Origin of the sequence: Bacillus paranthracis (assembly GCF_024296885.1) — a bacterium.
Lineage (GTDB): Bacteria > Bacillota > Bacilli > Bacillales > Bacillaceae_G > Bacillus_A > Bacillus_A paranthracis.
In genome coordinates this window covers 3,375,594-3,398,812 of sequence record NZ_CP101135.1, presented here as the reverse complement: position 1 = coordinate 3,398,812, position 23,219 = coordinate 3,375,594, and the positions used below count along the sequence as shown (strand labels likewise).

Here is a 23,219-nt window from a genome sequence, read left to right as displayed (position 1 = left end):
GGGTGTCCAAAATGGAATTACGGCATTTGCAATATTTTGTTGTAGTGGCAGAGGAGTTACACTTTGGACGAGCGGCTGCTCGTTTACAAATGACACAACCACCGCTTAGTCAACAAATTCAGCAATTAGAAAAAGAAATGGGAGTTATGTTATTTTCAAGAACGAAGAGAAAGGTTGAATTAACAGAAGCTGGAGAAATGTTTTTGAAAGAAGTAAAAAAAGCGTTCGAACAAATTGAAAAAGCGGTAGAAATTGCACAAAGTGCCCAAAGGGGAGAAGTGGGCTCACTTTCAATTGGTTTTGTAGGTGCGGCGATATATGATATTTTACCATCTATCGTAAGGGAGTATAGAAAGAAATTTCCGAGGGTGTCTGTTGCATTACATGAATTATCTACTCCAGATCAAGTGCATGCACTTCATGATAATCGAATTGATATTGGATTTTTGCGTCCACCAATCCCAACACAATTATTAGAGTTAGAGCCAATACAAAAACTATCTTGTACTTTATGTTTACCGAAGGCTCATCCACTTGCAGAGAAAGATGAAATACATATAGAAGATTTACGGGATGAACCGTTTGTATTTATTACGAGACCAGTATGGCCAGCGTTATACGATACAATTTTATCACTTTGCCGCGACGTCGGGTTTAGTCCGCGTATCGTACAAGAAGCGACGGAATATCAAACAGTTATGGGACTTGTAGCAGCAGGGATTGGAATTACAGTAATACCGGTATCGGCAAATAAATTATATAAAACGGAAGTTGTATATAAAGAGCTATATGATTCTAATTTTGTTGCGGAAATGTCAGTCGCTTACAAAAAAATGAATAGCAATCCAGAGCTTTTAGAGTTTTTAAAAATTGCAAGAGAGAAGAAAAGAATAGAAGTTGAGGATGAGATTAATTAAGTTATTGAAAAATACACCTCGTTAAACACTAAAGCGGAAATGTAATTGCATTTCCGCTTTAGTGTTCTTTTTTAGTTCTATACGAAAGAGATAAACATGTTCATTTTTGTTTTCTAGGACTAAAGACTTAGAGAAAATTCCGATTGTAGTGCGATGTTTAAAATGTCATATTTTTATACACTAGTAGTATAGAATGCGTATGTAATAAGGTAGGGGAAGAATTTTATGTCTTTATGTCGGTTAGCGAGAAAAAATATAAGAACATTTGCTACCAAAAGGAAGAAGCAATTTATGTGGATTGCTATGAGTATTATGATTTTGTTTTTTATGATATCGCTACAATTTAATGAAGTAGTTGCTGGGGAATTAGGGACTACACTTTTATTTCAAATGTGTTTTTACACGTTGTTTATCGTAGTCATTTTCATATGTACGTTTATTACATATAAAATGACTTATTCTCTTTTGCAAGCGAGGAAAGAAGAAATTAAATCTTATGTAGCAGAGAATAGGAAGAGAAATGATGTACTATGTTTATTATGTCAGGAGCAATTATTTATTTATGGAGCAGCGTTTGTTTTTGGATTAGTTAATGGGATGTTATTTTTAAAATTATTTACGATTATCTTTATGAAAATAACAGGAATACAAGGGATAAATAGTGCACCGATTACAATATATGCAATAGTAGTAGTGAGTATAATTATGATTGTTATTCTTCTATTATCGATGGTGCAATGTATTCGATTTGTTCAAAGTTTACAAGATGAAAATTCATTTCAGTTTAAAGAAAAGGCATGAGAAATCATGCCTTTTTCCATTTTACACATAAAAATAATCATGTTACAGTGTAAAGACCTGACAAAGAATGGGAAGGAAAGGTTGTATAGCATGACAAATGAACAATCAATTGTAAAGGTCGAGCGGTTAACGAAGCGAATCGGTTCAAAGACACTTGTAGAAAATATTAGTTTCGAAGTTAAAAAAGGTGAAGTAGTTGGTTTGCTTGGACCAAATGGTGCTGGAAAAACGACTTTAATGAGAATGATGGTCGGCATGATTCGTATGACAGAGGGCGAAGTTTGGATTGATGGTCAATCTGTAAAACAGCAATTTGAAAGTACTGCCTCGAAAATTGGAGCGGTAATTGAGACACCGGAATTTTATCCGTTTTTGAGTGGCTATGAGAATTTAACATATTTCGGACGCATGAATGGTAACGTTACAGAAGAACGTATCGATGAAGTAGTGAAACTGCTAGGTATGGGACAAGTCATTGATCGCAAAGTAAAAGCATATTCACTCGGCATGAGACAACGTTTAGGAATTGCCCAAGCGCTTATTCATGATCCAGATGTATTAATATTAGACGAACCAACGAATGGATTAGACCCTAGTGGAATACATGAAATGAGAATGTACATAAAGAAAATTGCACATGAACAAGGAAAAGCGGTACTGGTATCTAGTCACTTACTTTCGGAAGTTGAATTAATGTGTGATAGAGTTATCATTATTCAGCACGGAGAATATGTCGCGACGCAAAATATTCAGCATAATCAAAGTGAAGAGATGGAGACAATCCGTATACGCGTAGATGATGCGAATAAAGCGGCAGAAATGTTAGACCAAGATGTTTTAATAAAAGGTAATGATTTACTTATTCATGTAAAAGATGAAGAAATCCCAAATGTTATTCGTACATTGCTTGAGAAAAACATTCAAGTGTATCGTGTATATGAAGAAAGAAAAACGTTAGAAGAGCAATTTTTAGAATTAACAGGGGGAAAAGATATTGTTTAATTTAGTGTATAACGAATTGTATAAAATATTTAAGCGAAAGCGAACGATTATTCCATTTGCAGTTATTGCAGTATTAATAATCGGATTAGGATGGGTTACTGTAAAGTATTTGGAGCCGGAAACAAAAGGATGGAAAGCTGATTATACAGAACGAACTGTAGAAATTGAGAAAAAGCTAGGTATGGAAAAAGGAGCAATTTTAGCGGAACGATCTGGGGATGAGCTTGTAAAGGAATATCAGCTTAAGATGAAGCATTTAGATACAGATACAGCACCGGCAAGTAGTTCTCCACTTTCTTTCATGAGAGATACAGGCTTTATCGTATTTCCAATATTACTTCCGTTTATCCTCGTGTATGCAAGTACAATTTTTGCGAATGAATATAGCTGGGGAACATATAAATTTTTAACAATACGACCAGCGAGTCGCTTTAAAATTTTGACAGCTAAGTTTTTAGCAATTGTCATATTTGCAGCGTTATTGTTTATATTTAATATGATTTTTTCCATTTTATGTGGGCTTGTTATTTATAAATTCCAGCAGCCTGCATGGAGCGAGTTTATTTTCCAAGATGGAAATATTATAAAACAAAATATTTTTGTAGAAGCTAGTAAGTATTATATTTTATCGTGGTTGCCGACGATTGTGTACGCAGCGTTTGCATTTATGATTTCTGTGCTAACAAGATCTAGCGGAGGCGCGATTGGTATTTCACTATTTCTCGCTTTATCAGGAAACATCGCATTACTAGCAGCAACTAGATATGATTGGGCGAAATATTTATTGCCAGCAAACACAGATTTATATAGTATTGCAAAGAATGGAAGCTTTATTGATGGAGTAACGTTCCCGTTTGCATCATGTATGTTATTACTGTATTTATTTGTATTTTTAATCATTTCCTATACAGTATTTTTAAAACGTGATTTAACTTAAAAAAAGGAGCCGTTAAGCATTTCTTAACGGCTCCTTTTTTAGGAAAAATGTTTAAGTGCCCTTTCAGCTAACAAAGCGAAGTATTCTGCACTTATAGGTAACGCTCGCTCATCTACTGTAAAGCTTGGATGATGCCATTCATGTGTACCACTCGTTCCCATAAAGACGAATGACCCAGGTATTTCTTGTTGATAAAAAGAAAAATCTTCTCCGGCCATTGAAGGGGTAGGGGAGATGATATTTAAATTCATTGTTTCTGCAACTTGAGTCGATAAGTTTGTTAGAGAGGTATCGTTATGAACGGCAGGAGGACCTGCATAAAAACGAAATTCTGTTTTTACACCTAATGCATCAGAAACTCCTTGAATAATACGTTTCATGAGTGCAGGAATCTTTTCACGTGTTTCCGTTTGGAACGTACGTACAGTTCCTTCCAACGTTGCTTTTTCAGGAATAACGTTCCACGTATTTCCTGAGTGGATGTTTGTGACACTAACGACGGCATTATGTGAAGAACTTATATTTCGGCTTACAATAGTTTGTAGTGCCATCACAATTTGAGAAGATGCGACAATAGGGTCTACCCCAGCATCTGGTACAGCTGCATGTGTACCAACTCCGTGAATTTCAATTTCAAATCGATCAACTCCGGCCATCAGTGGACCATCTTTAATACCGATTGTACCTACTGGTAAATCAGGTTTATTATGCATACCGAAAATAGCTTGTACACCACGTAAATGCCCGGCTTCGATGACGTTGCAAGCACCATTACTACTTTCTTCAGCTGGCTGGAATATAAAGCGTACAGTTCCGCTAAGAGAAGATTCTTTTTCTTTTAGCAAATAAGCAGCCCCTATAATAGCAGCTGTATGAAAATCATGCCCACAAGCGTGCATTTTTCCATGGATTTTTGAAGCGTAGGATAAATTTGTTTCTTCCTCAATAGGAAGGGCATCAATATCAGCACGGATTGCTATAAGCGGTCCGTTACGATTCCCCGAAATTTCAGCAATAACGCCCGTTTCTAAATTAGAATTTATAATCGTAATGTTTTTCTCTTCCAACCAATTCTTTATAGCTTTCGTCGTTTCAAATTCTTCGTATGATAGTTCTGGATGCTCATGTAAATTTCGACGAATAGAAATTAGCGTCTCAGTTAATTGCTCTAGATTTGCTGCCACTTATAATGCCTTCTTTCTTAAATAAAGTATTTACATTAAGTATACAATATTAAAAGAGAGGATTCTCAAATGAAAATCCCCTCTCGTTTATGCTGCCAATTTTTTGTGTGTATGATGTTTACGATAACGTCCACGCATTGCATAAGCAATTTGCGGGATTGCAATCCCGATTAAAATAAGTGATACACCGAACCATTGTGAAGATAGTACAGCTTCTTTTAAAACGAATACAGACATAATTGTTGTAACTGGTAGTTCCGCAGCGCCAAGAATAGTCGCTAAGCCAGAACCAATCTTTGGAATACCAATTGTAAAGGCGATAGAAGGAATGACGATACTGAATGTTCCTAAACCTAAACCGTATTTCCAAAGTCCTTCAGAAATTGCACCGTTAAAAATAAATGTTGGAGGGAATACGATCATTACTAAAGTTAAAGCACCAGCCATTAAAAGAACACCGCGTGGTAATGAAGGTACTTCAACAGCAACTTTTCCACTCACGAAAATGTATGTTGCAAATGTAACAGCAGATAATAGGCCTAATATAATTCCAGTCGTATCGAAATCACCTGCTGATTTTTCTAGTAAACCACTTGATAAAAATGTACCTGCAAGTAAGAAAATAACAGAAATAACTTTTTCTCTTGAAGGTAAAGTTTTTGTTGCGACTGCTTCAATAATAATTCCGACCCAAACGAATTGGAATAAAAGTATAATGGCGATAGATGCTGGTACAGTTTTTAATGAAGCATAATAAAAAATTCCAGTGAAACTTGCAGACGTACCTGCAACGAATAAAATTAATGCTTGTTTTAATGGAACACGATGTCTAGAAAATAGAAGTGTAATAGCAAGCAAAATAATCCAACCGAACAAATATTGGCTGCCAATAACCTCTCCAAGTGAAAACCCTTCTGCATATGCAAGTTTAACGAAAATAGCTAAAATCCCATAACTACACGCTCCTAATAAAACTAAAAGAGAATAACGAAGCATGAAAAATTCCTCCCATCTATATGAAATTGTTCCGTAACGGACATATATAACTAGAGGGAAGTATACAAAATTAAAAATAAAGGGTCAAATAAAAGAAAAGTATGACATTTTATAGAATAATAATAAAAGTATGATATTTATGCATAATCTTGAAATTAGTAATAATAGAAGTATTGTAAAATCAGCTTTGTATTGTATAAAGATAGCATTTGAAAAAAATATTTTTTTAATAATATGTATATAAGGCATACGAATAACATGCTAATCATTTGAGAAACGATGTTAGCTTTGTTATGTTAATAACAATTAGAGTAGTTATATAATCAAATTGAGATTTTTCTATATAATAGAAGGAAATGAAAACGTTTTTTTAGAAAAAGTGTGAAAGGGTAGTTTTTCTTATTATCACGTTGGAAAAGTGATTTCACGAATTGTTCATAGTATTTTTATATGTTTTTGCTACAATATGTAAGGAGAGGAGTGGAATAATGCAAGATATTAGTATTTTTTTAGCGTTTGGTGCTGGTTTTTTATCATTTATTTCCCCATGTTGCTTACCGCTTTATCCGGCATTTTTATCGTACATAACAGGTATGTCGGTTTCTGAGTTGAAAGAAGAAAATGCAATGCTTCGCAAAAGAAGTATGATACATACAGCGTTTTTCTTACTTGGATTTTCAATTATATTTATTGCAATTGGATTTGGTACAAGCTTTATCGGGGGCATTTTTACGAATTATAAAGATTTAATTAGACAGTTAGGTGGTATATTTATCATCGTGTTCGGTTTAATTATTGTCGGTGTATTTAAGCCGAAGTTTTTAATGCAAGACCGTAAATTTACATTTAAGAATCGTCCGAGTGGTTATTTTGGATCAGTATTAATTGGATTGGCGTTTGCCGCAGGATGGACTCCTTGTACTGGGCCTATTTTAGTGTCTGTCATTGGATTAGCAGCAACGAACCCAGAGTCTGCGATGATTTATATGATCGCATATATACTTGGATTCGCTATCCCGTTCTTCGTACTATCATTCTTTATTACGAAAATGTCTTGGATTAAAAGAAATAGTATGAAGTTCATGAAAATCGGGGGATACGTTATGATTATCATGGGTATTTTCTTATACTTTAACTGGATGACGAAAATTATCGTATATTTCTCAAGTTTATTTGGTGGTTTTAAGGGTTTTTAGTATTATTCTGTGAAAATGTTGGAAATACTAACGGAAAAGCATATAATGAAAGTATATTTTGCATATAGCCACAAAAAAGGATGAGAAAATATGAACATAGTTGTTTTATCCAGTATCGTTGCTGTTTGTATGGCTGTTGGTGCGATGTTTATTCGTTTAAAAGCAGCTAAGAAACCTGCAACATTGAAAAAAATTATACTTCCACCATTTTTTATGAGTACGGGAGCATTGATGTATGTTTTTCCTGAATTTCGATTAACTCCAGCAGAGATGTTAGAAGCGATTGGTGTAGGTTTGTTTTTCTCTATTTTTCTTATTAAAACATCTAAATTTGAAATTAGAGGACAAGAGATTTATTTGAAGCGTTCCAAAGCCTTTGTTTTTATATTAATTGGATTACTTGTCGTGCGAATTGTATTTAAAACATACTTAAGTCAATCTCTTGATTTAGGACAACTTAGTGGCATGTTCTTCTTACTGGCGTTCGCGATGATTGTGTCATGGAGAATTGCCATGTACCGTTCCTTTACGAAATTACAAAAGGAAATGGAAAAAGAAGATGGTTTTTATAATGAAAAAGATATGAAACTAACTTAAAAACTGTATATGTATAAAATAAAAAGACAGCGTTTTTTGACGCTGTCTTTTTATTTTATATTGTTAACACCTTCTATCCCAGCCGCGGCGTATAAAACGTGTACCATTAAAAAAGCAATTTAAATTTGGTGAGACGAACGGACCGATAAATGGAATAATGTTTGGCTCTGAAGTCTCATCAACGGAAATCGGTGGTTGAGTAGGATCTGGTCTGAGTGTATAGCGAATGCGGGCGGTATTTCGAATGAGACCATTTCGTGGCTCTGCTGTTACTTGAACGATAAAACGGACAACAACAGATTCGCTTGGATTAACAGTGCTGATAAGAATACCAATAGTTGGGTTAGTTCCGGGACGTGCTACTCCATTTACTGTTACTGAATTTGGATAGAAAGTAACTTCAGGAGGAAGTGGGTCGGTAATGAGTACGTTATTTACTGGGATGGTGCCATTGTTAGTAAAGGTAAGTGTATATGTGATGAAATCACCGAGATGGGCGCTATTTACATTTGCGGTCTTAATAAATGTGTTTGGCTCATTAGGGTTTACTTCTATCGTAATTGGTGGTGTTGTAGTCGTTGTTGTGATAGGTGGTCTAGTCGGGTCGGGTTGAGAAGTATACGTAATGGATGCGATATTTGTAATCATTCTATTAGCTGGAAGTGTAATAACCTGTACTTTGAATGAAATAGTTACGGATTCTGTTGGATTAAGAGTTCCGACTGGAATGCCTGTGGATGGATTTGCGTTTGGAACGGGAATGTTATTAATTGTGACACTATTTGGAACGAATGATGTGCCGACAGGAAGTGAGTCTATAACAGAAATGTCAGTGACAGGAATGGTACCTTCATTTTGGAATGTGATAGTAAATGTAATCGTATCACCTACTGAAACGATGGATTTATCAGCGGTTTTTATCGGGTTAATAGTCCCAACGTTTACAGGAGTAATTGTAGTAGGTGTAGGCGTAGTAACGGATATCGGTGGTTTAGTAGCATCTGGTTGGTATTGGAATGAAACGTTACCTTGGTTTTGGATCTCTCCGCTTGGTGGAATTGAAGTAACTAGGACACGGAAAGAAATCGTTGCTGATTCAGAAGGAGCAAGTGTTGAAATCGGGATGCCTGTGGATGGATTTGCGATTGGTTGCGGCACGTTGTTAATTGTTACACTATTTTGGATGAACGAAGTACCGATAGGAATTGTATCAGTTACAAGTATATGATTAGCAGGAATGGTACCTGTATTTTGGAGAGAAATCGTATACGTAATGATATCACCTAAAGTAACTGTTTCCGGCGTGGCTGTTTTTTTCGGATTTAATATAGCTGTATTTACATTCGTTGTGTTAATTGGAGTAGGGTCTGTAATTGTAATAGGAGGTTCACCAGGACCTGGTTCATATGTGAAAGTAACAGTTGCTTGATTTCGAATAATACCACCAGGTGGTACACTTGTGACTCTTGCTTGGAATTGAACAGTAATTGTATCGTTTGGATTGACTGTTCCAACAGGTATACCTACAACAGGATTTGCTCCAAGATCTGGAATGCCATTTATTACAACAGTACCTGGAAGAAACGTTAACCCATTTGCTAACGGATCAGTAATGATAACGGAAGTTGCAGGGACTGATCCGCGATTTTGGAAGGTTACAGTATACGTTATGATTTCATTTATATCTACAATTTGTTTGTCGGCTAGTTTATTTGGGTTAGGTGTAGGTGTAATAACGGATACTTCAACAGTTGGAGTAGGATCTGTAATAGTAATAGGGGGTTCGCTAGGGTTTGGCTGGAATGTGTAAGTGACAGTTGCAGTGTTTTTAATAATACCGTCTGGTGGGAGTTCAGTTACAGTAACTTGATAAGTTAATGTAACAATTTGTCCTGGAGTTACAGTCCCAACGTTTACACCATTATTTGGATTTGTTCCAGGTTGCGTGACGCCATTAATCGTAACGCTGTTCGGAATGAAAGTAGTACCAGATGGAGTAGGGTCTGTAATAATAACATCTGTCGCATTAATATTCCCGACATTTTGGAACGTAATTGTATATGTGACAGTATCACCAAGATTAATAGTTTGAGGGTTAGCTTGTTTGTTAGGATTAATAGTAACTTCACTTACTTGCGTCTTTGTAGTAGGTGTAGGCGTAGTAACAGATACAGGTGGTCTAGTAGGATCTGGCTGGTATTGGAATGAAACTATCCCTTGATTTTCGATAAAGCCTGTTGGTGGTATCGATGTTACTTGAACTTGGAAAGTTACGACAGCGGAAGTGTTAGGTTCTAATGTACCGATAAGAATTCCAGAACTAGGAACAATACCTGGTTGTGTAACGTCGTTTATCGTAACACTATTCGGAATGAAAGTAGTGCCAGCTGGAATAGGATCGGTTACAAGTACATTTGTTGCAGGGACAGTTCCTGTATTTTGTAAGGAGATTGTATAGGTGATTGTGTCACCTAATAAAGCAAATACTTTATCAGCGGATTTTGTAGGGTTTGTTGTTGCCGTGTTGACATTGGTAGTAGTAGGAGGCGTTGGGGTAGTCACTGTTACTGGAGGTTCTCCAGGATTAGGTTGGAATGTGTAGGTGATAGTAGCTTCATTTATAATAATTCCGTTAGGTGGTATGGAAACAACGCGAACTTGGAAAGTTACAACAACTGATTGACTAGGATTTAATGTGCCAAGAGGAATGCCAAGAGCTGGATCAACATCACTAGTTGGGATACCATTAATTGTTACACTATTTGGAATGAAAGTCGTACCAACTGGAATCGAATCTGTAAAAATGATATTTGTTAGTTGAACAGTTTGTAAGTTTTGGAATGTAACGGTGTACGTAATGATATCGTCTATATCAACGTTGTTTCGATCAGCTGTTTTCGATGGATTAATAATACTATTAATGATTTCAGTATTAACTGGTGGTGTTGTATCTGTTTCTGTAATAGGAGGTTCATTTGGATTAGGCTGAGATGTAAAGCTGACTGAACCGACATTTGTAACAACCCCGTTAGGCGGTATATTCGTAATCGTTACTTGGAATGTGATGGTTACTATTTGATTGGGTTGTATTGTACCAATAGGTATCCCAATACTTGGATCAACACCTGATTGTGAAAGACCGTTTACTGTAACAGAATCTACAATAAATTGTGTGCCTACTGGTGGTTGATCAATGACAGATACATTTGTCATAGGAATATTTCCAGTGTTTTCAAGGGTAATTGTATAAGTGAGTGCATCGCTAATGTTAGCGATTGGCAAATCTACTGTTTTTGTTGACTCTAATTCTGCATTTTGTACAATTGTTTCTGCGATTGGAGTCGGTGTGGTTGTTGTAATAGGCGGGAGTGTCGGATCTGGTTGAGATGTGTAAGTGACATTTGCTTCATTTGAGATAATGCCATTTGGTGGTAAAGCCGTTATTTGTACTTCTAAAGTAACAGTCACTATTTGTCTAGGGTTTAATGTGCCAACTGGGATTCCTGTTTCAGGGGTCAAATTAGGTTGTGGAATGCCATTAATCGTAACGCTACCAGGGATAAATGTAGTTCCAGTAGGGATAGAATCTGTAATAATGACATTAGTTGCAGGTATATTACCAGTGTTTTGAAGGGTGATTGTATAAGTGAGCGTATCACCAATACTTGCAAACTCACGATCCACTGTTTTTTGCGGGTTCGGGTTAGCGGTACGAACAGGTAAAGTTACGGTAGGAGTCGTTTCTGTTGTTGTAATAGGAGGTTCGCTAGGATTAGGCTGAGAAGTGTAGGTAACACTTGCTGTATTTTCTATTTTTCCATTAGGAGGAATAGCGTTTATTTGAATCTGGAATGTAACAGTAACTGTCTCGCCGGGATTAACTGTTCCAACAGGAATTCCTGTGACTGGACTTACGCCGGGTTGAGCGACATTGTTTACAGTAACACTATTCGTAATAAAAGTTGTACCCGGTGGCAAAGAATCTGTAATTGTTACACCAGTAGCAGGTATAGTTCCTTGGTTTGTAAATGTGACAGTATAAGTTACAATATCGCCAATTTCTGCAAACGTAAGGTTTGCTGTTTTTGTTGGACTTATGACTACAGTTTGGATAGGAGTCGTTGTTTCAGGAGTTGTTTCTGTTTTTGTGACTGGAGGTAAATTTGGATCCGGTTGATAATTAAATGTTGCACTACCTTGATTTCGGATTTCGCCGCTAGCAGGGATGTTTATTACTCGTACTTGGAAAGTAATCGTTGCGCGTTCGGATGGCGCTAAAGTTCCAAGTAAAATTCCTGATGATGGATTTGTTCCTGCTTGAGGAATCCCATTAATCGTAACACTATCTGGAATAAATACAGTACCGGCAGGGATAGAATCTATTACTGTTATATTCGTAGCAGGAACAGTACCGGTGTTTTGAAATGAGAGAGTATAGGTAATGACATCATTTAATGCAACGAAGGAGCGATCTGCTGTTTTTTGTGGATTTAGTGTAGCGGTATTAACTGCTGTTTCTGTTTCAGGAGTTGTAATAGTTGTCGTAACGGGAGGTTCATTTGGATTTGGCTCGTATGTGAATGTAATATTTGCTTGATTTCTAATAACTCCTCCGGGCGGGATACTATTTACTACACCTTGGAACGTAACTGTAATACTTTGACCGGGATTTACAGTGCCGACGGGTATACCAATTTCAGGGTTTTCTCCAAGTTGTGATGTGCCGTTTACGACAATGCTACCTGGAACGAAAGAAACACCAGATGGAAGTGCATCTTTTATAATAACATTTGTAGCGGGGACGGTCCCTCTATTTTGGAATGTTACAGTAAAAGTAATCGTATCCCCTATATCAGCAACTTGTCGATCAGCAGATTTTGTAGTCGTTGGATTAGGATTATTAATTGGAATGTTTATACTTGGAGTGGTGGTAGTTGTTGTAACAGGAGGCTCACTTGGGTTCGGTTGATATTGGTAAGTGAAGGATGCTTGGTTTCTAATTATTCCATCAGGTGGTAAGTTTGTAACGACAACTTGATACGTGATTGTTTTCGTTTCTCCGACAGAAATGGTACCAAGTGGTATACCAAGTGATGGGGTTGCTCCTGGCGTTGTAATGCCATCGATTGTAACACTATTTGGAACGAAAATAGTTCCGTTAGGTGTAGGGTCTGTAACGACTACATTTGTAGCCGGAACGGTTCCGTTATTTGTAAATGTGACCGTGTAGGTAATCGTATCTCCTAAATCAGCAACTTGTTTGTCGGCAGATTTTGTAGGCGCTGTAATAACGGTCCCAACTTGAGTTTGTGTTTTAGGAGTTGGGGTAGTTGTTGTAACAGGAGGCTCATTTGGATTAACAATATAATTAAATGATACACTGCCTTGGTTTTCTATAATTCCATTTGGCGGGACACTTGTAACTTGAACTTGGAATGTAATTGTTTTTGCTTGATTTGGATTTAAAGTACCAATCGATATACCGTTTTCAGGATTACTGTTAGGTTGTGAGACACCATCAATCGTGACGCTATTTGGAATAAATGTTGTACCGTTTGGAATTGGATCTGTTAGTACAATATTTGTTGAGGGAACAGTGCCGTTATTTTGTAAACTAATTGTATACGTAATAACATCACCAATATCAACGAAAGTACGATTAGCAGATTTTGTAGGGTTAACTGTAGCGGTATTAACAGAGACTGTAGTAGGTGCTGTCGGTTCGGTTGTGGTAACCGGCGGTCTTGTTGGATCTGGCTGGTACGTATATGTCGTTGAAGCTTCGTTTGCAATAACACCGCCAGCTGGAATTTGTGTAACAAGAACTTGGAAAGATAGTGTTTTGGTTTCACCGGGATTAATTGTTCCAACCGGGATTCCTAGTGCGGGATTTGAATTTGGAACTGGTACATTATTTAAGATTACGCTATTCGGAATGAATGTTGTACCAGTAGGAATGGTATCAGTAAAAACTACATTTGTAGCAGGGATCGTACCATCATTAGTGAAAGTAATCGTATACGTAATAACATCACCAATATCAACAGTAGTTTTATCCGCCGTTTTAACAGGGTTTGTAATAGCGGTGTTAACAGGAGTAGTAGTAGGTGGTGTAGGGTTTGTTGTTGTAATAGCTGGTTTTGTAGGATCTGGTTGATACGTAAATGTTGTGGTTCCGATATTTCGGATTAGGCCATTCTCTGGGAGAGAGGTAACTTGAACTTGGAAAGTGACAGTGACAGTGACAGTATTACCAGCTGCGATTGTTCCAATTTGTATACCACCAGAAGGGTTTACGCCAGGTTGTGAAGTACCGTTAATTATGACGCTATTCGGAATAAATGTAGTGCTACTTGGAATTAGATCAGTTACAATAACGTTCGTTGCAGCGATGTTTCCTGTATTTGGTACAGTAATCGTATACGTAATAATATCACCGATATCAGCAATTTGTGGACTAGCAGTTTTTGTTGGATTTACAATTGCAGTTCGTACAGAAGTAGTTGTTGGAGGTGGTGTTATCGTAGTGGTTGTTGAGGGTTCAGCCGGATTCGGTTGCGACGTAAATGTTACATTTGCTTCGTTAGTAATCGTTCCGTTAGCTGGGAGGGAAGTGACTTGGACTTGAAATGTGACAGTTGTAGTTTGACCAGCAGGAATTGTACCTAGCGGAATATTTGTTGGAGTTACGCCAGATTGTGCCGTTCCATTAACTGTAACACTGTTTGGAATAAAAGTAGTGCCAGTAGGGATAGGGTCGGTGATGGAAACATTTGTCGCTGAAATATTACCGTTATTTGGAACAGTAATCGTATACGTAATGATGTCACCAATATTCACAATTTGTTGGTTGGCACTTTTAGTTGGATTTATGATAGTAGCATTAATTTGTGTTTCAACTATATTACTTGTAGAGTTTCTGTTAATTGGTGGTTGGTTCGGTGGATTATATTGAAAGCTTGAAGTTGCACTATTTGGAATAGGGTTTGGTGTAGGGAGAGTATTAACTTGAACTTGAAACGTAATTGTAGCATTCCCGTTTGCAGCAATCGTTCCTACATTTATTCCAGTAGCAGGATTATCTGTAGTAGAAGTACCATTAACTGTAACGCTACCCGGTACGAACGATGTGCCGGCAGGAGGCGTGTCTGTAATGATAACATTATTAGCAGCTAATGTGGCTTGATTTGTGGCCGTAATTGTATACGTAATCGTATCACCGATAGTAGCAATTGTTTTATCTACTGCTTTTGTTAATGCGACATTAGCTGTGAAAATGTCTGTATTAACTATATTGCTTGTTGTCGTACGTGTGATAGTGGGTGCGTTAGGTGCAGGTTGAAATTCGTATCCAAATGATGCTACGTTACTGGCGACAGGCGGGGTAGGGACACTTGTAACATCTACTTGAAAGGTAATTGTAACAGAGCCGCCAGCAGGAATGTTGCTAATGGGAATACCAGTAGCAGGATTTCCAGCTGTTGCAACGCCATCAACTGTAACGCTGTTTGGAACGAAAGTAGTGCCAGCGGGTATGGGGTCTGTAAATGTAACGTTTTGGGCAGGAAGTGTTCCGGTATTTTGGACAACGATTGTATAGGTTAAACGACTTCCTATTGTTGCTATTGCCATTAGATTCGTCCTTTCTGTATAAATTTAAATCCGGTCAAGGCATGGAATATTTACAAATAGCATTATTTAATAATCTAGAAACAATACTATGTGTAAATATTAGTATAAAATGAGCTCGTCATTGCATCCTATTCAAATTTAAATGAATAGGAATAGGCAAAGGCTTTTTTTTTGCCTAAATTAGTCTGTGCATATACAAATGTAACTTTTTTTATTTGTTCGCATTAAATGAAATAGCGAATAAATATTTATCTTATATGGAAGAGGAGTGGAATTGTTGGCTTTTGTACAAACATATACGAAAACGGACTCTTTATTTATGGTACACACAGGGAATACAGTTGGCATGCGTGGTATTACAACAGCGACGGCGTATCAATACAATGCATTAATAACAAGAGATACAAATTTAAGTTTTGCAGGAGTTCCTTCTTCGGTAGATCCATTAACTTTTGCGGGAACGACAAATGATTGGACATTAAATGGTTCTTGGGCAAGACTTAATCCTTCAGTAACAGATGTACCAGCAACAGCAACTATAGACTTTGCAATGCTAGTATGGCAAGGAACATTGAGTGCAACTGTGACAGAAACGGTGGTAAATAACAATATACCTACTTTACAAACACCGGATGGGGTCACTCATACAATTACGAGTGTTCCTGCATGGGGAGAGACGAGATCAAGCGGAACATTTCAAGGTACCATTTATACACGTGCTGCAAATGTAACAAATATTCTACAAGGGCTTTCAAATCGAGCAGCGGGGGATTATTTTGTAGAAAGGGTTCCCACGGCAAATCCTCCGACGCAAGGGACAGGCGTAGGATGGGCATTGGTTGTTGTATATCGCGATAATTCATATCCTATTAGGAATGTTAGTTTATATACTGGTTTACTCATTTCTACATTGGGTGAGACAGCAACGATTTCAAATTTTATCACTCCAGCTGTAGCGCCGGTTAATGCTCGTGTATTTACAATGGCAATTAATGGTGATACTGATGCGACAGGTGATAGATTTAACTTAAACGGTACGGGACTTTCAGGACCTAATAATTTAATAAATAACTTTTTTGCTTCACAAGTAAATAATTATTTGGGAAATTTAAATACAGTCGGAAGTTTTGGGGATAGAAATATGCCAATTGGTACTTCTGCGACTAATCGGCGTGCAGAGTTTGATGTGACAAATGTACCCGCAAATGGCGTGTTAACAGCCGGCTCTACTTCTACTATCGTGAATATCCCAAATACATTTGATTATCTTTACGCTGGTGCTGTCGGTTTACAAATAGATTTAGCGGAGGCACGTTTAACTGCTACAAAATCAGTAATAGTGAGTTAAAAAATTGAAAACTTTAATAAAATTTTTTATCCTAATAGGAGTGAATTCTATTGGCTTTTGTTCAAGCTTACGGTAAAAACGATAACTTATTTATGATGCATACGGGTAATACGATGGGAATGCGCGGTACTGCAAATACAAACTTTGCTTACAATGCACTTATAACATTAAATACAGATTCTACTTTTGGAGGAGTTCCTTCATCGACGGACCCGAATACATTTGGAGGTACAACAAATGATTGGACATTAGATGGCTCATGGGCTGAATTAAATCCATCAACTACTATCGTTCCAGCTACGGCGGTTGTAGATTTTGCGTTACTTGTTTGGTCAGGTGGATTGGATACGGCTGTTACAACTGCTGTTGTTGATGCGAATCCGCCAAATTTAGTTACGCCTGATGGAACGAGTACACAAGTGACAATAAATTCAGCATGGTCATCAGGAGGGACGAATTTACCTTTTATAGCCAATGTATATAATCGAGCAGCAGACGTTACATCTTTACTACAAGGGCTACCAAATCGAGCAGCAGGAAGATATAGTGTGACAAGATTACCTACGCGTCAGCCAGTTGGTTATGGTGCAGGATGGTCGTTGATTGTTGTATATCGTGATTCCTCATATCCGATGAGAAATGTGAGTTTATTTCCAGGTTTTTTATTATCCGGTACACCACAAACCATTTCAGGATTTTTTACACCAGCTACAGGGACGGTGACAGCAAGAGCTTTTGTAATGGCGGTAAATGGTGATCCGAATTTTACAGGTGATAATTTTCAATTGAACTCTGTGACATTAACAGGACCAAATAATCCAATAGGGAACTTTTTTAGAGGGCAAGTAAATGATATTAATGGAAATTTAAATACAATTGGTAGTTTTGCAGATCGGAATTTTTCTGGAACGACTACAACTGCAAATGCAAGAGCTGAGTTTGATATTACAAATGTAAATGCAACAGGTTCTATTGCACCAAATACGACATCTACACAAGTAAATATTACAGGTACCGGAGATACAATTTATACAAGTGCGGTTGGATTACAAATAGACTTGGCGGAGGCTAAATTAACAGCAGTAAAATCAGTAACTGTAAGTTAAAAAAGATTGCTATAAGTTAGCAATCTTTTTTATGAGAGGTATTTTGTTAGTAATGATTGATAGTTAGAATAATCAATCTCTTTTTCTTGTAGTTTTTTCACTAAAAATTTATGATCACGCTTCGGTGTAGCAATAATATACCCTTTAATAATTAAATCTTGTGTAATTTGAGAGGCTTTTTCTTGTAAGGCAAGTTCTCCGATTTTGCCAGCAATTTTTGATTTAGCGACATCGCGAAATAGTTCTGGAACAGGACTTACGAGCTCTTCTAATAATTGTTTTTGTTCATCATTCCATAAATGCCTAGTTTTATTAATATAGTGCTCTTCCCAATCTAAAATGGACATACCATCTTCTTTTGGTAATCGTTTTAAAAATTTTCTGAACATAAAGTATCCACCGATAGACATAAGTCCTAATAAAATAACAGTCCATAGCACAATAAACCAACTGAACCATCCTTCGAGCAAGCGTATCCCCCCTTAATGATTGCGGTTTTCTTTTATTTATATTATAAACAGTGAGATTCATAGAAAGCAAGAACGCTTGGTCATTTTGACCAAGCGTTATCATTTAAACAAAGTATAGTTGTTCCACACATAAATTATTATTATCATCTTCTACATATTCAATGATTAATGTGCCAACTTTACGATCTTTATCTTCAGTTGTGAAAATAGAGTAAGAAGTAAAACGTGCTGTTGATAGGCCGCTTATATGTGTAGGTAAAGAAATGTAGTCGTTATCGCGGAAGAATTCCATCAGTTCAATATCCTCAAATTCTTTTCGGTCAACTTGTTTGTTTGTATAGCGGCGTTGAAGTTGTTTTAAAGACTCATTCCAAGAAATTGCTTTTGTGTCGTATACCATTTTGTTCTATCTCCTTACTGTATGTAATCATTAAGAACATACGTTCTAATCTAGTATACTCTTTTTATTAGAAAAGGGAAAGCAAAAAATAATGTAAGCTTGGATTTCCAAGCTTACATTATTGATGCGTCCGTCATAATCTCTATTTTTTATTATATGTTAGATAAGAATAAGAAACAAGATGATATATATTTCGTTGATAGTTTTCAATATTCTGTATATTATAGTTTTACTAAAGCGCAAGGGAATGAGAGGAATGGCATATGTAATTTCACTCCAAGGACCGATGGCAAGCGGAAAAACGACATTGGCTAAAAGGTTAGAGCGATGTGGGTTTTCAGTTATATATGAAAACCCTTATCCAATTGTAGAAAAGCGAAGAGTATTAAATTTGGATATAAATTCAAAAGAAGGGTTTATTCTAAATCAAAAAATGTTTATAGAAGCTAAAATAAAAGAGTTTCAAAATGCGAAAGGTTCAGTCGTAATTTTTGATCGTGGACCAGAAGATATTGAATTTTATACAATCTTTTATCCAAAGATTATAGGAGAAGAGTGGGATATAGAAACTGCATTAAGAGATGAATTATATAAATTAAGAGAATGTCGTTCAGATGCTATTTTTTATTTAGATGGCTCGGAAAGTAATTTATATAATAGAAAAAATAATGATAGAACAAGAAACAGAAGTACATTTGAGGAGCAATTTAAATTAGTAGAAACTGAAAAAGACTGGTATAAACAATTTCCTGTAACTTATGTGGACACGAATAGACTAACAGCGGAAGAATTAGAGGGATATTTTATGGATTGGTTAAAGGAGAGAGGGATATGAAAAAAATACTTTTATTTGTATACCCAACATTTGTGGAGTTTGAAATAACAGTAGCAACGGCATTGCTGAAAAATAAATATGAAATCATTACAGCTGGCTTAACGAAAGAATTGATTATAAGTGAAACAGGTTTGCAAGTGCAACCGCATATAGAATTAAGTGAAGTACGTGTAGAAGAATATGAGGGGATTATTATTCCAGGCGGAGATGCGATACATATGAAGGATGCAGAAGGACTCTTTTCAGTCATCCGTCAGTTTCACGAACAAGAAAAATTAGTAGCTGCTATTTGTGCTGGGCCTTATGCACTAGCAAAAGCAGGCTTATTCAAAGAAAACCCGTATACAGTAACTATGGATTATAGAAAATTAGATTGTTTTCCAGTAGAAAATTTTGTGTATGAAGAAGTTGTGGAACATTCAAACATTATTACAGCGCAGGGGCATGCATTTGTACCATTTGGAATAGCGATTGCCTCTTATTTTGGGATAGCGAACGAACACAATATAAATTTTTACAGTGGTAAGGGGAATGTGATGATGGAGGAGCTTTTGCCTGAGAATGTATAAAAGCTAGCATTTGCTAGCTTTTTTCTTTTTGACATCGATAAATGGCTAACGTTTTCGGATCGCGCCATATACCGTTATGAATTGCCAATTCATTTTCTACTTCTTCTTTTAGGCATTCCTTCATTTCGGCGTGAAGATGTGTATTATCAGGTATATTTAGCGACGGAAACATGCTAGAAATATAGTTTACAATTGGAGTAGCATGATGAAAAACGAGAGCATTATGAATAGCTGCTTCTTCAACAGTTGAAAAAACAGACTGTAATATCTCTTTACCATTTTCCAAACAAAATGGCGTGACTGAAGATGTTGTTTTCGGTAAATCAAATGCGTCTAACATGCGATTACACATTTCAACTATACGAGGTAATGTAACGTCAGAATTTGTAGTAGCTAAAAGTGAGCCACCAGGACGTATTACTTTATGGAACCCTTGGATAGTTCTTTCAACATCTTTCATATGATATAACATATGTCTTGCGACGATCCAGTCGTAGCAATTGGCTTCAAAAGGAAGTTTTTCAGCGTCACCTAGTCTCCATTCAATTAAAGTATTTGTTTTAGTGGCTTCAGAGAGCATGGCTTCTGATTGATCAAAACCTGTTAATTGACCTTTATGGCCATTCGCTTGCAAAAAGGAAAGAAATTTTCCGTTAGCGCACCCAACCTCTAATATTTTCTCGTCTCCTTGAAGTTGTAAATGATCCATGACGACTTCATCTAAATTCACTTGTTTTTCTTCGTAATGTTTATGCGTATCAATACGTATTTGCAAATGGTTGCTTACATTGTACTGGCGTTTTACATCATTCATCTTTTCGCATTCCACCTTCGTGCAAAATTGCTGAATTGCGTGCGTTAATACGTCGGTTTTCTTTAAGCCTTCGTAATGGAGTGCAGCTTCAAACCTTTCAAGTAATTTTTCTTCAATTCGAAAATGAATGTTTTTTCGCTTTGTCACTGAAATCTCTCCCCCTTTGTATCGGTTAGTGAGACTATAACACGCCTGAAAAATTTGTGTAAATCATTTGTGTACACAAATGGAGGGGATGAAAAAATTGTTTGAATGTGAGTTTAAACTATTGACGATTTAACCGTTTTCATATATTCTTAAATTAAGAAATATTCAAATAATTAAAAGAAATGAGAGAGTCACATGCTTCTTCAAGGAACACATCGAATTGGTCGTATGGCCATGCTGTTGGCACTTGCGGATGAGAATGAAAGCCCTGTATTATCTATCCCAAAAGGTTGGAAGTATTGTACGGGGAAAGTGGGTTCGATGAATTCGCAAAAGGTTGTCGCAGCAATGGAAACAGCGGCTAAGAGCAACCAAGTTATTGAAACAGACGTTTACAGAGAAACACATGCACTTTATCACGCAATTATGGAAGCTTTGTACGGAGTGACGAGAGGTCAAATTCAGTTAGCAGACGTTCTTCGTACAGTAGGACTTCGCTTTGCGATTGTGCGCGGTACACCATACGACGGAAAAAAAGAGGGCGAATGGGTTGCTGTTGCATTATATGGAACGATTGGTGCACCTGTAAAAGGATCTGAGCATGAGGCGATTGGTTTAGGAATTAATCACATATGATTTGCCCATAGTCTATTAGTTAGAAGGGGGCCTTACTTTTTTTAGGACAGAAGTCTGTCTTAAAAAGATAAGGCCCCCTTTTGCCTTTTTAAGGAGGAAAAAGAATGATTACATTAACGGGACATACATTGACAATTGAAGAAATGAAGAGGTTGTTACTTGAAGGGGAAGGTGTAACAGCTTGTCCAAATAGTATGCAAAAGGTAGCGGAATGCCGCGAAGTAGTTGAGAAAATTGTAGAAGACGGAAAAGTCGTTTACGGTATTACAACTGGATTTGGAAAGTTTAGTGATGTGCTAATTCAAAAAGATGATGTAAAGGCACTTCAGCACAATTTAATTCAGTCACATGCATGTGGGATAGGCGATCCTTTCCCTGAAGAAGTATCACGCGGTATGTTAATTTTACGAGCGAACACGATGCTTAAAGGAGTATCTGGTGTTAGACCGCTCGTTGTAAATATGCTTCTTGAGTTTGTAAATCGCAAAATTCACCCAGTCGTTCCGCAACAAGGTTCACTTGGTGCGAGTGGCGATTTAGCACCTTTATCTCATCTTGCGCTCGTATTATTAGGCGAAGGTGAAGTGTTCTATAAAGGAAAACGCGTTCATGCAATGGTCGCTCTTACAGAAGAAGGTCTTGAGCCAATTGAACTTGAAGCGAAAGAAGGTCTGGCGTTAATTAATGGTACGCAGGCGATGACAGCGCAAGGAGTTCTTTCTTATATAGAAGCAGAAGCAACGGCTTATCAAGCTGAATTCATTGCATCTATGACAATTGAAGGTTTACAAGGCATTATTGATGCATTTGATGAAAATGTTCATAAAGCACGTGGTTATAAAGAGCAAGTGGAAGTAGCAAGCAGAATTCGTGACATCCTTCATGATAGTAAATTAACAACGAAACAAGGAGAACTACGTGTGCAGGATGCCTATTCACTTCGCTGTATTCCGCAAGTACACGGTGCTTCTTGGCAAGTTTTAAATTATGTGAAAGAAAAATTAGAAATTGAAATGAATGCCGCGACAGATAATCCACTTATTTTTGATGGCGGAGAAAAAGTAATTTCAGGTGGTAATTTCCACGGTCAACCAATTGCATTTGCGATGGACTTCTTAAAAGTTGGAATGGCAGAACTTGCAAATATTTCAGAGCGCCGTATTGAACGCTTAGTAAATCCACAGTTAAACGATTTACCACCATTTTTAAGTCCAGAACCAGGACTTCAGTCTGGTGCAATGATTATGCAATATGCTGCAGCGTCACTAGTTTCTGAAAATAAAACGTTAGCACATCCGGCGAGTGTTGATTCAATCCCGTCATCAGCTAACCAAGAAGATCACGTAAGTATGGGAACAATTGCTTCACGCCATGCACATCAAATTATTCAAAATGTAAGACGTGTTCTTTCAATTGAGATGATTTGTGCGATGCAAGCAGCAGAATATCGCGGTATTGAAAACATGAGTACAGTGACGAAGAGCTTCTATCATCAAGGTCGTCAACAAGTACCTTCTATTACTAATGACCGTATATTCTCAACGGATATTGAAAATATTGCGTATTGGTTAAAAACGAATTATTCGATAAAAGAAAGATTAGATGTAAACGCAGCACTATAAAATGAGACAA

At 36.9% G+C, this 23,219-nt stretch carries 18 protein-coding genes and 1 pseudogene; 13 read left to right on the top strand and 6 right to left on the bottom strand.

Features of this window, described 5'->3' with window-relative positions:
* The first annotated feature begins 11 nt into the window (after positions 1 to 11).
* The 4 genes from alsR to NLJ82_RS17375 all read left to right on the top strand — a co-directional run bounded on the left by alsR (position 12) and on the right by NLJ82_RS17375 (position 3,657).
* Positions 12 to 917: an acetoin biosynthesis transcriptional regulator AlsR gene (gene alsR, locus NLJ82_RS17390; RefSeq protein WP_000423223.1), complete on the top strand. Its 906-nt coding sequence runs from the start codon at positions 12 to 14 to the stop codon at positions 915 to 917.
* 225 nt (positions 918 to 1,142) lie between these two features.
* Positions 1,143 to 1,718, top strand: coding sequence for an FtsX-like permease family protein (locus NLJ82_RS17385; protein ID WP_000050609.1), 576 nt, complete (start codon positions 1,143 to 1,145; stop codon positions 1,716 to 1,718).
* Positions 1,719 to 1,808: 90 nt separating this feature from the next.
* On the top strand, positions 1,809 to 2,720 hold the full coding sequence (locus NLJ82_RS17380) for an ABC transporter ATP-binding protein (RefSeq protein ID WP_000180642.1): 912 nt from the start codon (positions 1,809 to 1,811) through the stop codon (positions 2,718 to 2,720).
* Complete coding sequence (locus tag NLJ82_RS17375) at positions 2,713 to 3,657, top strand: ABC transporter permease (RefSeq protein ID WP_000482769.1); 945 nt, start codon at positions 2,713 to 2,715, stop codon at positions 3,655 to 3,657. Before NLJ82_RS17380 ends, NLJ82_RS17375 begins: the two co-directional genes overlap by 8 nt.
* A 38-nt stretch (positions 3,658 to 3,695) precedes the next feature.
* Here NLJ82_RS17375 and NLJ82_RS17370 read toward each other — a convergent pair whose 3' ends face one another.
* Together NLJ82_RS17370 and NLJ82_RS17365 are read right to left on the bottom strand one after the other, a co-directional pair.
* On the bottom strand, positions 3,696 to 4,841 hold the full coding sequence (locus NLJ82_RS17370) for a M20 peptidase aminoacylase family protein (protein ID WP_000729799.1): 1,146 nt from the start codon (positions 4,839 to 4,841) through the stop codon (positions 3,696 to 3,698).
* Positions 4,842 to 4,928: 87 nt separating this feature from the next.
* Complete coding sequence (locus NLJ82_RS17365) at positions 4,929 to 5,837, bottom strand: EamA family transporter (RefSeq protein ID WP_000947030.1); 909 nt, start codon at positions 5,835 to 5,837, stop codon at positions 4,929 to 4,931.
* 322 nt (positions 5,838 to 6,159) lie between these two features.
* On the opposite strand from NLJ82_RS17365, the pseudogene NLJ82_RS28795 reads away from it, so the two are divergent.
* From NLJ82_RS28795 to NLJ82_RS17355, 3 genes and pseudogenes are all read left to right on the top strand, one after another.
* Positions 6,160 to 6,309, top strand: a pseudogene (locus tag NLJ82_RS28795) (peptidase T).
* Positions 6,310 to 6,325: 16 nt separating this feature from the next.
* Positions 6,326 to 7,033 (top strand): cytochrome c-type biogenesis protein CcdA, encoded by a 708-nt coding sequence (ccdA, locus tag NLJ82_RS17360; RefSeq protein ID WP_001152682.1) that lies wholly within the window; start codon positions 6,326 to 6,328, stop codon positions 7,031 to 7,033.
* A 90-nt stretch (positions 7,034 to 7,123) separates the two neighbouring features.
* The gene (locus NLJ82_RS17355; protein ID WP_001028639.1) at positions 7,124 to 7,630 is read left to right on the top strand and encodes a CcdC family protein; all 507 of its coding nucleotides are present in this window, start codon (positions 7,124 to 7,126) and stop codon (positions 7,628 to 7,630) included.
* A 63-nt stretch (positions 7,631 to 7,693) separates the two neighbouring features.
* Here the strand turns inward: NLJ82_RS17355 and NLJ82_RS17350 are convergent, their stop codons facing one another.
* Positions 7,694 to 15,262: a CLIPPER-2 domain-containing protein gene (locus NLJ82_RS17350; RefSeq protein ID WP_254754532.1), complete on the bottom strand. Its 7,569-nt coding sequence runs from the start codon at positions 15,260 to 15,262 to the stop codon at positions 7,694 to 7,696.
* A 277-nt stretch (positions 15,263 to 15,539) separates the two neighbouring features.
* Here NLJ82_RS17350 and NLJ82_RS17345 point away from each other — a divergent pair, with 277 nt between their 5' ends.
* Both NLJ82_RS17345 and NLJ82_RS17340 read left to right on the top strand, forming a co-directional pair.
* The gene (locus NLJ82_RS17345; protein WP_000896243.1) at positions 15,540 to 16,610 is read left to right on the top strand and encodes a hypothetical protein; all 1,071 of its coding nucleotides are present in this window, start codon (positions 15,540 to 15,542) and stop codon (positions 16,608 to 16,610) included.
* A gap of 50 nt (positions 16,611 to 16,660) precedes the next feature.
* Positions 16,661 to 17,716, top strand: a complete 1,056-nt coding sequence (locus NLJ82_RS17340) for a hypothetical protein (RefSeq protein ID WP_000896227.1) — start codon at positions 16,661 to 16,663, stop codon at positions 17,714 to 17,716.
* Between the two features lie 29 nt (positions 17,717 to 17,745).
* On the opposite strand, the gene NLJ82_RS17335 is transcribed toward NLJ82_RS17340, so the two are convergent.
* Together NLJ82_RS17335 and NLJ82_RS17330 are read right to left on the bottom strand one after the other, a co-directional pair.
* Positions 17,746 to 18,186, bottom strand: coding sequence for a DUF2621 domain-containing protein (locus tag NLJ82_RS17335; RefSeq protein ID WP_000889391.1), 441 nt, complete (start codon positions 18,184 to 18,186; stop codon positions 17,746 to 17,748).
* Positions 18,187 to 18,289: 103 nt separating this feature from the next.
* Entirely contained in the window at positions 18,290 to 18,586 is a 297-nt protein-coding gene (locus NLJ82_RS17330) for a hypothetical protein (RefSeq protein ID WP_000262403.1), read from the bottom strand.
* 247 nt (positions 18,587 to 18,833) lie between these two features.
* Between NLJ82_RS17330 and NLJ82_RS17325 the strand changes: the two genes are divergently transcribed.
* Positions 18,834 to 19,421: an AAA family ATPase gene (locus NLJ82_RS17325; protein ID WP_002028186.1), complete on the top strand. Its 588-nt coding sequence runs from the start codon at positions 18,834 to 18,836 to the stop codon at positions 19,419 to 19,421.
* A complete protein-coding gene (locus tag NLJ82_RS17320) occupies positions 19,418 to 19,990 on the top strand; it encodes a DJ-1/PfpI family protein (RefSeq protein ID WP_000722226.1) in 573 nt (190 codons plus the stop codon). The genes NLJ82_RS17325 and NLJ82_RS17320 overlap by 4 nt, the downstream gene beginning before the upstream one ends.
* 13 nt (positions 19,991 to 20,003) lie before the next feature.
* On the opposite strand, the gene NLJ82_RS17315 is transcribed toward NLJ82_RS17320, so the two are convergent.
* A complete protein-coding gene (locus NLJ82_RS17315) occupies positions 20,004 to 20,951 on the bottom strand; it encodes a class I SAM-dependent methyltransferase (protein WP_000166811.1) in 948 nt (315 codons plus the stop codon).
* 195 nt (positions 20,952 to 21,146) lie between these two features.
* On the opposite strand from NLJ82_RS17315, the gene hutP reads away from it, so the two are divergent.
* Complete coding sequence (gene hutP, locus NLJ82_RS17310) at positions 21,147 to 21,587, top strand: histidine utilization transcription antiterminator HutP (RefSeq protein WP_000926516.1); 441 nt, start codon at positions 21,147 to 21,149, stop codon at positions 21,585 to 21,587.
* 104 nt (positions 21,588 to 21,691) lie between these two features.
* A complete protein-coding gene (gene hutH, locus NLJ82_RS17305; RefSeq protein ID WP_000631839.1) occupies positions 21,692 to 23,209 on the top strand; it encodes a histidine ammonia-lyase in 1,518 nt (505 codons plus the stop codon).
* Positions 23,210 to 23,219: the final 10 nt, after the last annotated feature.

Bases quoted from the DNA above. Each gene is read 5' to 3' on its own strand.
- NLJ82_RS17380 (WP_000180642.1), top strand. From the start codon at position 1,809: ATGACAAATGAACAATCAATTGTAAAGGTCGAGCGGTTAACGAAGCGA.
- hutH (WP_000631839.1), top strand. From the start codon at position 21,692: ATGATTACATTAACGGGACATACATTGACAATTGAAGAAATGAAGAGG.
- NLJ82_RS17320 (WP_000722226.1), top strand. From the start codon at position 19,418: ATGAAAAAAATACTTTTATTTGTATACCCAACATTTGTGGAGTTTGAA.
- NLJ82_RS17355 (WP_001028639.1), top strand. From the start codon at position 7,124: ATGAACATAGTTGTTTTATCCAGTATCGTTGCTGTTTGTATGGCTGTT.
- NLJ82_RS17385 (WP_000050609.1), top strand. From the start codon at position 1,143: ATGTCTTTATGTCGGTTAGCGAGAAAAAATATAAGAACATTTGCTACC.
- hutP (WP_000926516.1), top strand. From the start codon at position 21,147: ATGCTTCTTCAAGGAACACATCGAATTGGTCGTATGGCCATGCTGTTG.
- NLJ82_RS17350 (WP_254754532.1), bottom strand. From the start codon at position 15,262: ATGGCAATAGCAACAATAGGAAGTCGTTTAACCTATACAATCGTTGTC.
- NLJ82_RS17330 (WP_000262403.1), bottom strand. From the start codon at position 18,586: ATGGTATACGACACAAAAGCAATTTCTTGGAATGAGTCTTTAAAACAA.
- alsR (WP_000423223.1), top strand. From the start codon at position 12: ATGGAATTACGGCATTTGCAATATTTTGTTGTAGTGGCAGAGGAGTTA.
- NLJ82_RS17325 (WP_002028186.1), top strand. From the start codon at position 18,834: ATGAGAGGAATGGCATATGTAATTTCACTCCAAGGACCGATGGCAAGC.
- NLJ82_RS17365 (WP_000947030.1), bottom strand. From the start codon at position 5,837: ATGCTTCGTTATTCTCTTTTAGTTTTATTAGGAGCGTGTAGTTATGGG.
- ccdA (WP_001152682.1), top strand. From the start codon at position 6,326: ATGCAAGATATTAGTATTTTTTTAGCGTTTGGTGCTGGTTTTTTATCA.